Genomic DNA, 13,785 nt, shown 5'->3' with positions numbered 1-13,785 from the left:
AGTGATGAGATGTTTGCGATAACAAGGGAAGGTCACCACAAAGGAGTCTGACATCATGAAAATAGGTTCAGGCAAAAACGGTATTACGCCTGATAGCAGTCGATCCCCTGAAGGGGCTCCACCAGAGAAACTATCTGGCTCCTATCAATTCAAACCGGTCCAGACAGGTATCGGCCACAAGAGTATTCCTGGCTATTCAGGAGATCTGGACGTTAAAGGGCTGGATCAGTACGCAATTAAACCCGAAGTTGCTACAGGCAAACTCCTTGACCTTGAAGGCTTTACTGAACCAGAACCCACCATGGTTGTGGGTTTGGAAATGGTCAATGCCCATCCAAAACAGGGTCTTCCCCGAAGCTTTCTAATGAAGTTTATGGATTCGTGCTCCAAACTTTCAGCCGTTTCGTAGAGCCTGTCAGCAAGTCTCTTATTGCCAGAAACTGGCCTACCAAAAACTATATGATCAAAACCAAAAGTGCCAACAGTGGACTGCAGGCCGGCACTATTCCTACCGACCAGAAATACAGCAAAAAGGCTTCCAACCCAAAGAAGGTGGCCAGCCTGAATGAGTCAAGCAAGAAATGCCTGGAGAGTACCTGGAAAGACGGTCGGAAAGTCGCCATGAGTATTCCCCTCAAGCTGGACCTTGAACGCATCGAAGAACTTGAAACACTGGGGTACGTTTTTGATCGCGAGGAAATGAGGGATGATCAGGGAAAACTGCTGGCTCTTCGCTTCAAAACGTTCGAATGCATCAACCCTAAAGGCAAAATCCAGGTTCAGGAAGCCTGGTTGGAAGAAGATGGAGAGTGGGCTATTTATGAAGGGCCTGACAAGAAGAATGCAATCGAGGTATTAGCTAAACCCGCGGAAAAAGAAGGAGCAAAAGCGCTACCTTACACCGCTGATGTTGACCCATTACTGGAGGCTTTTCCGCTATCAGAGCTCGATCTGGGAGGGCACGACAAGCTTCCACTGCCTCTTATCTCTGATGCTGTCGTACGAAAACAGGTAGAAGCCTACAAAGACCGTCTTAAATCCCAGTTTCTGGATGGCACCCTCAATGCCGAACAATTTGTAGCGAAACTTAGTTATTACCACGATCTGGAAAAAGAACTGCTCAAAGACTTCTTCATCGGAACAACTGAAGACGGTAAAAGTTACGAGAAAGAAGATCCTCAGATGGGTAATGTCACCCTGAGAACCCGGGAAATGGTTTCTCACTACAAAAAAGAACTGAATACCGAGGAAGATGTCGTACACCATAATGTGGATGCCCACAGCCTGGCTACGGATGAGTCAGCCAATTATCCCGTAACAGCGTTCTTTCCTGAGAGCATGGGCATGCATGATGGTATCTGCATGATTTTTACCGAACAGCAACTTCTGGACGTCATGTTCCAACTTATGGAAGTGGGTTACGAGCCAGAAAAAAATCTTCTATGGGGAAAAACAAAAGCTCGACGGCCTTCATTCAGTCAGGCTCTCCATCAGCTTGAAGCGGCAAAATCCTCTCAACAGCTAAAAGACCAAAGACTGGTATCGGATATCGAGAAGTACTGGGATACAGACTCTTTAGATGCAGGGAGTGAGCTGGAAGAGGAAGTTATGGACTTCCTCCTGCAAGCTTCTGCCACACAACAGACAGAGATTGAACTGGCTATGCGTAAGCTCTCTGCATCCAGTTTTGACAGCGAAGATGACCTTGGCAGCTCTGACTCTGCAATCGACGTTGACAGTGACGACGATCTTCGAAGTTCCGATTCGGCCATCAGTTTAGAGAGCGAAGATGAAGACTTCACTTTCTCCACCCTTCCCCTGCGGAGCGCAAAGCATCGTCCTTCTCTAGACAGCATCAGTGAAGAAGACGACCCGGGATACCTTTCAGACAAAGAGCCTGAAGAATTACAAAATGATTTAACAGGGGAAAAGCTCAGAGCCAGGAGAAACCTCAGATCATCCGGGTTGTCCGGCCAGGAAATAAGTGACGAATAAATTGAATTGCGAAAATAAAGAAAAATTCAGGGAGGATTCTTCATGACAAACTCAACAGGGCCAAGACCACCAGACCAGCGCCCACAGAATGATCATGTCACCTTTTCTCCCAAATCCGGCTCTACTGTACAGGCACCCAGCGACAAAGTGGGTCAAATGAGCGGTATGCAGGTCAAGACTGCAGATGTAGAAAAAAAGATTCCAGATCAGAGATCTGAGGATACTCAAACGCCTTCAAAACCTTTAGCAGAACGAGACGTTGTAGAAGCTAAAGTTTCCCGCTTTCCCAGACTCCAAAAGTTACTGATCAGTCTGAAAAAGTGGGCTGCCAGACATCACCTTTATACCCCAAAATTTGAAGCCAAAGCTCTATCAGCCGAACAGCTTGGGACCTCTCTAAAACAATGGCAAAACAACCCTAAAGTGCAGCAGATGCTGACTGGCAGTCAGAATGTACTGGATATGAGTGGCTTAAGGTTATCTACAGACTTCCCTGAAAACACGAAATTAAGCAGCTTTTTCGCTGACGACTCTGGAAAAGTGAATTTACCCATCGTACTTAAGCATGTTGATTTTTCAGGCGCTGACCTAAGTGGCCTGGATCTGACAGATGTCATCTTCGAAGAGTGTAATTTCAGTCATGCAGCACTCAACCAAACAAGAATGGGAGATGCCGCATTCACCCGCTGTAACTTCGACAGTGCCGATATGCGAGGTCTCATAGCTGATAATCTGACACTGGGTGACTGCAGGCTGACTCATACAAAGATGAGTGATGCCAGAATGTCTGATTGTGTTGCCTATGGGTGTAAAGTAGACAGCCATACAGATCTAAAAGCTGCAGTTGTTAAAGACAGTGATATTCGAGGTATAGATGTCGGTACAGCAAACTTCTCACATGCTCAAATGACCAAAACCAGAATCAATCAATTAGCTTTAGGGCACACCTTAGCGGGAGCAACTCTGGATAGCGTCAAGTATGACTCGGTTGTATTGCCTACAGATATCGGTGGAGTAAACACCCTGACTCTTAGAAACATGAAGCTTCACTTGGGTGTAAGTCGAGGTGATGTCAGCATGCAGGACCCTGTGGGTAAAATGTACCACTGCCGTTTCGAAAACTGTGACGTAAAACTGCATGGTTATCACTACATTGCGAAGGACTGCACCTTCAAAGACTGTCAGCATCTTAGCCTGAAAGTCGGCGAGCGCTCAATGATTGAAGGCTGCACATTCTCCAATAACAAAGGGATGGAAACATCCAGGTTAGGCTACAGTTCGTCGTTTTCTGGCAACACCTTTAGCGGCTGCCATTTTCCTTCCCAACTTCTAGCGCATGTCAGGCAGAAAACAGGTAATAAAGGCATATAACTCTGAAAGGCTCTATGCATTTTCAGGATACAGACCATCCATGGTCATAAAAAAAGCCCGTCACTGCAAAGCAGTAGCGGGCTTTTTTATTCACCGGAGTGTTGGCATTACAGCAGCAGACGACGAATGTCTGCCAACAGATTACCCAGCATGGTGGTGAAGCGAGCTGCGTCAGCACCATTGACCACACGGTGGTCGTAGGACAGAGACAGTGGGCACATCAGACGTGCATCAAAGTCCTTACCGTTCCATACAGGTTTCATGGCGGCCTTGGAGATACCCAGAATAGCCACTTCAGGCGCATTCACGATTGGGGTGAAGGCAGTACCACCTACAGAACCAAGGCTGGAGATGGTGAAGCAGCCACCCTGCATTTCTGCAGGCTTCAGCTTCTTGTCGCGGGCCTTGCCAGCCAGTTCAATGCACTCTCTGGACAGATCCCAGATGCCTTTCTGGTCAACATTCTTGATGACAGGTACCAGCAGACCGTCTGGAGTATCTACTGCAACACCAATGTTGATGTACTTCTTGTAGATAACAGATTCGCCGTCTTCGCTCAGGGAAGAACAGAATACTGGCATCTCTTTCAGTACATAAGCCACAGCCTTCAGGAAGAATGGCAATGGTGTCAGCTTGGTGCCCTGGGCTTCCGCCAGCGCCTTGTTAGCCTTACGGAATGCTTCCAGTTCGGTGATATCCGCTTCATCAAACTGGGTTACGTGAGGAACATTCAACCAGGAACGCTGGAAGTTCTGAGCCGCTACTTTACGCAGACGGTTCAGGGCTACTTCTTCAATCTCACCCCATTTGGCGTAATCCTGACCAGGTACCGGAGGAATACCAGCACCGCCAGTAGCTGCTTGAGGCTTGCTGGCTTCAGCCAGTTTGGCTTTCACAAACGCCTGAACGTCTTCTTTCAGGATACGGCTGCGAGGACCTGTGCCTTTCACCAGTTCCAGATTAACGCCAAACTCACGAGCCAGTCTGCGAACCGCTGGACCCGCGTGGAAATTGCGATTGGCTTTTTCCAGCTCAACCAGCTTCTGGGAAGAAGCCGGTGCTGCTGGCGCAGGTGCCTTGGCAGCTGCAGGTGCTGGAGCTGCCGGAGCAGAAGCCTGAGGTGCGGGTGCAGCCGGTGCAGGAGCTACTGCTCCGCCTTTGGTCTCAACCTTGACGATCAGGTTGCCCTGACTCAGCTTGTCACCTTCTTTTACGCAGATCTCTTTCACAACACCTGCAAATGGTGAAGGCACTTCCATGGTCGCCTTGTCAGATTCCAGAACAATCAGGGAATCTTCTTCAGCAACTTCGTCACCCACCGCTACACAGATTTCAATGACAGGTACGTCTTCTGCACCAATATCAGGAACCGTTACTTCCTGAACACCACCCGCAACAGGTGCTGCTGCCGGAGCAGGTGCAGCCGCTGGAGCCGGAGCTGCAGCTTGAGGCGCTGGAGCCTGAGGAGCAGGTGCTGCAGCACCACCAGTGGTCTCAACTTTCACCACCAGATCGCCCTGACTCATTTCGTCACCTTCTTTCACGCAGATCTCTTTGACTACGCCAGAGAAAGGTGAAGGAACTTCCATGGTGGCTTTGTCGGATTCCAGAACCACCAGAGAGTCTTCTTCAGAAATCTCGTCACCCACGGCTACACAGATTTCGATCACAGGTACATTTTCAGCACCGATGTCTGGAATCAGAACGTCCTGAACACTGCTGGCTGCCGCCGCTGCAGGGGCAGGAGCTGGTGCTGCAGGTGCAGGAGTCGGCTCTGGCTGTGCAGCAGGGGATGGAGCGGCTTCTGCAGCAGCTCCAGCTGCAGCCATTTTCAGCATGTCATCACCTTCCGACACACTGTCGCCTACATTCAGCAGGATCTCAGTGATCTTGCCGTCACGAGGCGCTGGCACTTCCATGGATGCCTTGTCGGACTCCAGAACAATCAGGGAGTCGTCGGCAGAAACGGAATCACCGGGAGCAACGCAGATTTCAATAACTTCTGCACTGCCACTGCCGATGTCCGGGATCTTAATAATTTCATCGCTCATTCGGGATACCTTTCAGCATGAAATCCGGCATCAGATGCTCCATTGAGCCCATCATGATGCCGGACTGCATAAAATCAGCAGTACAGTGGGTTTGCTTTTTCGCCATCGATGTTGAACTTCTTCAGAGCGTCTTTCAGTACAGACACTTCCAGCTCACCATCCTTAACCAGGCAATAAAGAGCAGCCACTACTACAAAGTAACGATCTACTTCGAAGAACTCACGCAGCTTCGCGCGGGTATCGGAACGACCGAAACCATCAGTACCCAGAGTTACAAAGGTAGCCGGTACAAAGTCACGAATCTGATCAGCGTAAATTTTCATGTAGTCAGAAGCAGCAACGACTGGCCCCTTGCGGCCTGCCAGCTTCTCTTCAACCCAGCATACCTGCTTCTCAGCTTCAGGATTCAACATGTTATGACGCGCAGCAGACATGCCGTCACGACGCAGTTCGTTGAAGCTGGTTGCACTCCAGATATCCGACTCAATATTGAAGTCACTACGCAGGATGTCGGCCGCTGCACGAACTTCTTCCATGATGGTGCCACAGCCCATCAGCTGGACTTTCAGGCCTTCATTCTTGGAGTTTTCTTCGAAGCAGTACAGACCCTTCACAATGCCTTCAACGACATCGTCGCCTTCTGGCATGGCTGGCATCTTGTAGCTATCGTTCATGGTAGTGATGTAGTACCAGACACTCTCATTCTCGCCGTACATACGACGCAGACCGTCCTGAACAATCACGGCCAGTTCGTAGCCATAGGTTGGATCGTAACTGATGCAGTTAGGTACAGTGGAAGCCAGAATGTGGCTGTGACCGTCCTGATGCTGCAAACCTTCACCGTTCAGGGAAGTACGACCAGAAGTAGCACCAATCAGGAAGCCACGAGCCTGGATATCACCAGCAGCCCAAGCCAGATCACCCGTACGCTGGAAACCAAACATAGAGTAGAAGGCATAGAACGGAATCATCGGTACGTTGTTGTTACTGTAGGAAGTTGCAGCAGCAATCCAGGCAGCATGAGCACCGGCTTCGTTAATACCTTCTTCCAGAATCTGGCCTTGCTTGGATTCCTTGTAGAACATGACCTGATCAGAGTCTACTGGCTCGTACATCTGACCTTCAGCAGAGTAAATACCCAGCTGACGGAACATACCTTCCATACCAAAAGTACGGGCTTCATCAGGAATGATAGGCACAATGTGCTTACCGATAGCCTTGTCTTTAGCCAGGGCTGCCAGAACACGAACATACGCCATGGTGGTAGAGATTTCACGCTCGCCGCTGCCTTTCAGAACCGGCTCGAATACCTTCAGATCAGGAATATCCAGCTGAACTTCAGACTGCTGACGACGCTGAGGAATGAAACCACCCAGTTTTTCACGATGCTTGCGCATGTAAACCATTTCCGGGCTGTCTTCCGCTGGCTTGAAGTAAGGCAGAGTTGAAAGATCTTCATCTTTGATCGGCAGATCGAAACGGTCACGGAACTGTTTCAGGTCATCGATAGGCAGCTTCTTAACGTTATGGCTGACGTTGGAAGCTTCACCGGTAGTACCTGTACCGTAACCCTTAACAGTCTTGGCCAGAATAATAGTTGGCTGACCAGTGTGGTTCACTGCAGCATGATAAGCAGCGTAGACCTTGTATGGGTCGTGACCACCACGGTTCAGGCGCCAGATGTCGTCATCGGACAGGTGCTCAACCATTTTCTTGGTTTCTGGATAACGGCCGAAGAAGTTCTCACGAGTCCAGGCTCCGCCCTTGGCTTTACAGTTCTGATAGTCGCCATCAACAGCTTCATCCATCAGTTTCTGCAACATGCCATCTTTATCCTGGGCAAACAGCTGATCCCAATGGCGACCCCAAGTCACCTTGATCACGTTCCAGCCGGCACCACGGAAAACGCCTTCCAGTTCCTGCATGATCTTGCCATTACCACGAACCGGTCCGTCCAGACGCTGAAGGTTGCAGTTAACAACAAAAACAAGGTTATCCAGATTTTCACGACCTGCCAGGGAAATAGCACCTGTGGATTCCGGCTCGTCCATCTCACCATCACCCAGGAATGCCCAGACCTTACGGTTCTGCTCTGGAGCCATACCACGGTTGATCAGGTACTTCATGAAGCGTGCCTGATAGATAGCCTGCAGAGGCCCCAGACCCATGGAGACAGTCGGGAACTGCCAGAAGTCGGGCATCAGGTGCGGGTGAGGGTATGAGGAAAGGCCCTGACCATCCACTTCCTGACGGAAGCCATCCAGCTGATCTTCGCTCAGACGTCCTTCCAGGAAAGCACGGGAGTAGATACCCGGAGCAGTGTGACCCTGATAGTAAACCAGATCACCTTCACGGTTATTATCATAACCATGGAAGAAGTAGTTGTAGCCAATGTCATACAGAGTTGCACTGGAGGCAAAAGATGAAATGTGACCACCCAGAGAACTGTCTTTCTGGTTGGCACGCATTACCATTGCCAGCGCGTTCCAACGAACCAGGGAACGGATTCTGCGTTCCATGAACAGGTCACCCGGCATTCTCGCTTCTTTTTCAGGCGGAATGGTGTTGCGATAAGGGGTGGTAATCGCATAGGGCAGCTGGGTACCTTTCGCCCTGGCATGCTGGGAAAGGCGGGTCATCAGGTAGTGTGCCCTGTCTTCCCCTTCCTGTTCCAGAACGGAATCCAGGGCTTCCAGCCACTCCTGGGTTTCGATGGGATCGATGTCGTGCATATAGTTTGCTCCGAGAATTGAGCGCTGTGATCGGTTCGAAAAGAAGCATTAGCTGAATGGGTTCAGGAACCTGGCCAGGCACCTGCCGACTAATGAAACCTTCCATTTCGATTCCCCAGACAAAAGCACACTGCGGCTATTAACAGCCAGTGAAATTCTGTTTGTCAGGATAGTCGAGGCTTACCTCTGATGGACTGCTTTTTTCAGTCCTTATCACCAGTGAAAACCAATGATCAAACGACGAGAGCCTCTAGCGCCAAACTGTTATCCAATGTTAACTGTCTGAGCCTTCAACCAAACTCCACACCCAGGAGGGTGATGAGTGAAATTGCTCACCAAAAACCTTTCTATATCGAGGGGTCTTTTCGAAGCTCGTTTTTCAGACCGGAGTCTGAATCAATGCCAGGCATTCTTTGCACTGAATTTGAATGGGGCAGGCTTGGGAGCCTGAGACAAATCCAATGAAAAATCTGCCTTGCCCGTTTGAGCTTTATGTTCGACCACCATCGCCTTCAGGCCTCCAGCCGGGTGATCGACCCCGGATGGAATTTAAACCTGGCGAGAAGAAGACAGAGTTTAAACCTTCAAAAAATTGATATCGATCAATTTTGTAATTGAACTACAAGATAAGCAAATTCCGCAATGAGTACCAGTACTTAGGTGTAGTAAAGTTACAAAAATATATCAAAACATGCTACAAAATCACATATGCCAATGAAATCTGAATAGAGAAGCCACCAAATAACAAGAAAAATCACTGCGAGCCCATACCCCATCAGCAATTTTCACCCTACCTCGATTAATAACTTTACCAAAGCAAAAGTTAAAAACCCCTATTTAAAAAGCCAATACTGTCCTTCAAGTGACCAAATAGCCTCTCCTTCAGGAAAATTTCACCCAATTTGCTTCTTTCATCAGAAGAAACGCTCATGAACCGGGTGAAATATTTTCGCTTTCCTTACATAACTCTGAGAAATATAAGCATGATGCTGTTTGTGCCCTGAGAAATCTCAGCCCTACGAAAAACCCGCCCACCAAATCTGGCTGATCATGACCTTAGATGCTCTGCGGTTAATCCCAAGACAGGGCTATATCTCTCACCCCTTCATGAACCTCTATCCATGCTATAGGGAAGCGGTCATTTTCACGGTAAACTAATCCTCTATATACGTTCCCGTCTATGGAGAGCTTCCACTCATGGAGTTGCCAGATCAATGCCCGGCATCGGTAAAAAAAAGCCCTGAGCCTTTAAAAGAATTGTCCAGCAGCCAGTGGGATGAGTTTCTGGAAACCTGCCAGACAAACAATCTGACAGACAGTCCTGACACATTGGCACCAGAGTTCCTCTCACAACTCTTCAAAACCTGGGCAGGCAGTGACTTTGCATTTGAACAATGCCTGAAACACCCGGATCTTGTTTTCCAGTTCAGCGAGAATCAAAACTCATTACTGACTCCCAAACCCAACCGTCATCAAAATGCCCTCCACCAGCTGATACAGGTAGCTCTCAACGAAAATGACCTGATGCATCGGCTCCGGGTCTACAGAAACCGGGAGATGGTCAGAATCATCTGGCGGGATCTCAACCGCCTGTGCACCATGCAGGAAACCACCCTTGATCTTTCAGCCATGGCAGACGCTTGTGTCGATCAATCATTGAGCTGGCTCTACGACGAAGCCTGCAAAACATTTGGTACACCAATGGGATCGGTGTACGGCGAAACGCCTCAACCCCAGAAAATGATCGTACTGGGAATGGGTAAGCTGGGCGCCCATGAACTCAACCTATCCTCAGACATTGATCTGATGTTCACCTATCCCTGCAAGGGTGAAACGACAGGCGGCTCTCGTACCCTGGATAATCAGGAATTTTTCATCCGACTTGGGCAACGACTGATAAAGGTTCTGGACAGCCAAACGGTAGACGGTTTCGTTTTCAGAGTAGATATGCGACTGAGGCCGTATGGAACCAGTGGTGCGCTGGCCATGAGCTTTTCAGCTATGGAGCAGTACTACCAGGATCAGGGACGGGACTGGGAGCGCTACGCCATGATCAAGGCCAGGGCCATTGCCGGGGACGTCACAGAAGGTCAGAACCTCCTTAAGATCCTGAGGCCCTTTACCTATAGAAGGTATATTGATTTCAGCGCCATTTCGGCCTTGAGAGATATGAAGACTCTTATTCAAAGGGAAGTAAAACGCAAAGGCATGCAAAGCAACATCAAACTCGGCCCTGGTGGTATTCGGGAGATCGAGTTTATTGTTCAATCCTTCCAACTGATCCATGGTGGTCGGGACCGCAGCCTTCAGGAAAAAGCACTGCTCACAGTTCTTGGCCGCCTCACTCCTCACTACTTACCAAAAGATGTTACCGATGAGCTGCATGAAGCGTATGTTTATTTACGCAATGTGGAGCACGCTATTCAGGCACTGCAAGATCGACAGACTCAGGACCTTCCTGTGGATGAGTTACAACAGAACCGAGTCGCTTACAGCATGGGCTATGACGACTGGTCTTTAATGATGACAGACCTTGATCACTATCGACAGCGGGTTATGTATCACTTTGAACAAGTGATTTCAGCCCCTGAAGAACCCAAAGATCAAGAGCACAAAATTCAGGAACACTGGAAACTCTTCTGGCAGGGCAGCCTTACTGAAGAGGAAGAGCTGAAGCAGTTTCAGGAAAATGGTTTCCAGAAAGCTGAAGAATCACGGCGACGCTTGCTCACATTGAGAGACGGCAAAGCCATTACCCGTATTCGCCGCCAAAGCAGGGAGAGGCTGGATAATTTTATTCCATTGCTGTTAGAGCATATTGGCCACAGTGAAAAGCCAGACCTGGCTCTGACCCGTATTCTTCCTTTAGTAGAAGGTGTGTTACGTCGAACCGCCTATTTAGTACTACTGATGGAAAATCCAGGGGCGCTGGAGCATTTGACCAAACTTTGTACTGCCAGCCCATGGATTGCCGATCAGATTGCCCGACACCCAGCTCTGCTTGATGAATTCCTCGATATCGGAGATCTATATAACCCGCCTGAAAAAACCGAGCTGGAACATGACCTCAGGCAACAGCTAACCCATATTCCTGAAGACGACCTGGAAGCCCAAATGGAGGCGCTTCGTTACTTCAAGATGTCTCACTTGTTGAAAGTCGCTGCAGCCCAAGTTGCAGGTACATTACCTCTCATGAAAGAGAGTGACTACCTGACATGGATAGCAGAGGTGCTACTGGATCAAGTAGTAGGATTGGCATGGAAGACTATGATTGAGCGTCATGGTCACCCTGTGAGCGAAGACGGATCACTCTGCGACCCGGGCTTTACCGTTATTGGCTACGGCAAACTGGGCGGCATTGAATTAAGCCCGGGCTCAGACCTTGACCTGGTGTTTGTCCACAACGGTGCCAGCAACAAAGAAACTGATGGCCCTCGCCCTATAGAAAGCTCAACTTTCTATACCCGTCTTGGCCAGAGAATAATACATATTCTCACCACCCATACTCCTTCAGGCAGGCTCTATGAAGTTGATATGCGACTAAGGCCTTCTGGTGCATCCGGTATGCTGGTGAGCTCTCTTGCCTCATTCGAGAAGTATCAACTCAATGAAGCCTGGACCTGGGAACACCAGGCCCTGGTTCGTGCCAGAGCCGTTGCAGGCGACAAACAGCTAACCGCTCAATTTGAAGAACTGCGAAAAAATATCCTCGCGATCAAAAGAGACCCGGTCAAACTGAAAGAAGACGTGGTCAATATGCGCCTGAAGATGCAAGCGCACCTGACACAAACCAAGCAGGACGATCAGGGCAACCCGCTCTTTCATCTGAAACACGACCGGGGTGGTATTGTCGATATTGAATTCCTTATGCAATACGCAGTGCTGGCGCACGCCCATGACCATATAGAAGTGGCCAGATACCCCGATAATATCCGGATATCTGAGTCTCTGGAAAAGATGGGTTATCTGACGGACGAGCAAGGGAATAACTTGAGGGAGGCCTATAAGTTATTGAGGAAGGCCGCTCATTCAAAAGCACTGCAAAATGAGCAGTCTTTTGTGGAAAGACCTCTGGTTGAACCTTTTATCCAGCATGTAGAAGTACTGTGGCAACAATGGATGGAGTAATCCCCTTAACCCCCCTAAGACAGATACCCATGGAGCCGTTTGGAATCATTAGAAAAGTATGATCCAATACCCATCTGCCTGCAAATAACCGAAACACAGACAGAATCAAGGCCGCCTTATCCACTGCGGCCTGCCAGTCGGGCCAGAGGCCCTCCCGGCTGCGCAATCAAATCCCTGAAGTCCGGGAGCACCCTATTGGCTATGCTCTATGACTGACTTCTGAAAATCAGTCAGGCTTGTTTATGGGCATTATTAGAACTAGCGCCCAGGCCTACATGAACAAAGAAAATCATTGTTCACTGATGGGGATGAGATGATTTTCACAATAAACATCCATGTACCGGACACGCAGCTCACTCCGGAACATGAAAATGATTACCGGGTCTGACCGAGCTGTATTTTCACAATAAAACAGGTCTTCAATTAGATCTCAATACCGCCATGAGCAAACAGGGCTGCATCCCTTCGACAATGAAAAGCGCAGCAGTGCTCATGGTAAAAATAACTGGATTGCACCAGGAGTTTTCGCATGTCCTTCGCCGATAGAGATGGCGTTATTTGGTTTGATGGCAAGCTGGTTCCATGGCGAGAAGCCCAAACCCATGTTCTGACCCACACCCTGCATTACGGCATGGGCGTCTTTGAAGGGGTCCGTGCTTATAATACGGATGCAGGTCCTGCTATCTTCCGTCTTGAAGAGCATACAGATCGCCTGTTTCGCAGCGCCCACATTCTGGGAATGACCATTCCCTATTCCCGGGAAGAACTGATCGAAGCCCAGAAGATGGTGGTTCGTGAAAACGGTCTGGACAGCGCTTACCTTCGCCCAATGTGCTTTTTGGGTTCCGAAGGTATGGGGTTGCGTGCAGAAGGCCTGAAGGTACACTGCATCATTGCTGCATGGGACTGGCCTTCCTACATGGACCCTGACGCCAAAGAAAAAGGCATCAAGATTCGCACCTCTTCCTACACTCGCCATCATGTCAACATTACCATGTGCAAGGCCAAGGCCAATGGCAACTATATGAATTCCATGCTGGCTCTGCGGGAAGCTCTGGACAGCGGTTGTGAAGAAGCCCTGCTGCTGGACAACGAAGGTTACGTTGCAGAAGGCAGTGGTGAGAACGTCTTTATTGTTAAAGAAGATGGCATTCTCTACACACCTGAGCTGACTTCCTGTCTGGAAGGTATCACCCGTGACACCATTATCCGCTTCGCTCAAGACCTGGGTCTGGAAGTGAGAGAAAAGCGCATCACCCGTGACGAAGTCTATATAGCCAAAGAAGCCTTCTTCACCGGAACGGCAGCCGAAGTTCTGCCTATTCGTGAGCACGATGGCCGGATCATTGGCAGCGGTCAGCGCGGACCTATCACCGAGAAGTTACAAACCATGTACTTTGACCAGGTGACCGGCAAGCGGGAAGAATACCCAGAGTGGTTGGCTCACGTGAGGTAAATCGCGGAGTTTATTCACTCAAGTGTAACAATTACTGAGTTATTGATAAAAA

Annotated in this window: 7 protein-coding genes; 5 read left to right on the top strand and 2 right to left on the bottom strand. The window is 49.2% G+C overall.

Annotation, left to right across the window (positions count from 1 at the left end; all coding sequences use genetic code 11):
• The first annotated feature begins 55 nt into the window (after positions 1-55).
• Genes WG89_RS06820 through WG89_RS06810 form a run of 3 tightly spaced genes read left to right on the top strand, consistent with a single transcriptional unit; the run spans position 56 to position 3,366 of the window.
• Complete coding sequence (locus WG89_RS06820; protein WP_062263251.1) at positions 56-409, top strand: hypothetical protein; 354 nt, start codon at positions 56-58, stop codon at positions 407-409.
• Positions 382-1,995: an anthrax toxin-like adenylyl cyclase domain-containing protein gene (locus WG89_RS06815; RefSeq protein WP_062263248.1), complete on the top strand. Its 1,614-nt coding sequence runs from the start codon at positions 382-384 to the stop codon at positions 1,993-1,995. The genes WG89_RS06820 and WG89_RS06815 overlap by 28 nt, the downstream gene beginning before the upstream one ends.
• Positions 1,996-2,037: 42 nt before the next feature.
• Positions 2,038-3,366: a pentapeptide repeat-containing protein gene (locus tag WG89_RS06810; protein WP_062263245.1), complete on the top strand. Its 1,329-nt coding sequence runs from the start codon at positions 2,038-2,040 to the stop codon at positions 3,364-3,366.
• A gap of 107 nt (positions 3,367-3,473) precedes the next feature.
• Here WG89_RS06810 and aceF read toward each other — a convergent pair whose 3' ends face one another.
• On the bottom strand, positions 3,474-5,417 hold the full coding sequence (gene aceF / locus WG89_RS06805) for a dihydrolipoyllysine-residue acetyltransferase (protein ID WP_062263242.1): 1,944 nt from the start codon (positions 5,415-5,417) through the stop codon (positions 3,474-3,476).
• A 74-nt stretch (positions 5,418-5,491) separates the two neighbouring features.
• On the bottom strand, positions 5,492-8,149 hold the full coding sequence (gene aceE / locus WG89_RS06800) for a pyruvate dehydrogenase (acetyl-transferring), homodimeric type (RefSeq protein ID WP_062263239.1): 2,658 nt from the start codon (positions 8,147-8,149) through the stop codon (positions 5,492-5,494).
• Between the two features lie 1,197 nt (positions 8,150-9,346).
• Between aceE and glnE the strand changes: the two genes are divergently transcribed.
• Positions 9,347-12,277 carry a bifunctional [glutamate--ammonia ligase]-adenylyl-L-tyrosine phosphorylase/[glutamate--ammonia-ligase] adenylyltransferase gene (gene glnE / locus WG89_RS06795; RefSeq protein ID WP_062263237.1) on the top strand — a complete coding sequence of 977 codons (2,931 nt, stop codon included), beginning with the start codon at positions 9,347-9,349 and terminating at the stop codon, positions 12,275-12,277.
• A 529-nt stretch (positions 12,278-12,806) separates the two neighbouring features.
• The gene (locus tag WG89_RS06790; RefSeq protein ID WP_062263232.1) at positions 12,807-13,733 is read left to right on the top strand and encodes a branched-chain amino acid transaminase; all 927 of its coding nucleotides are present in this window, start codon (positions 12,807-12,809) and stop codon (positions 13,731-13,733) included.
• Positions 13,734-13,785: the final 52 nt, after the last annotated feature.

Origin of the sequence: Endozoicomonas arenosclerae (assembly GCF_001562015.1) — a bacterium.
Classification (GTDB): domain Bacteria; phylum Pseudomonadota; class Gammaproteobacteria; order Pseudomonadales; family Endozoicomonadaceae; genus Endozoicomonas_A; species Endozoicomonas_A arenosclerae.
The sequence above is the reverse complement of the archived record's forward strand: the minus strand, read 5'-3'. Positions and strand labels throughout refer to the sequence as shown.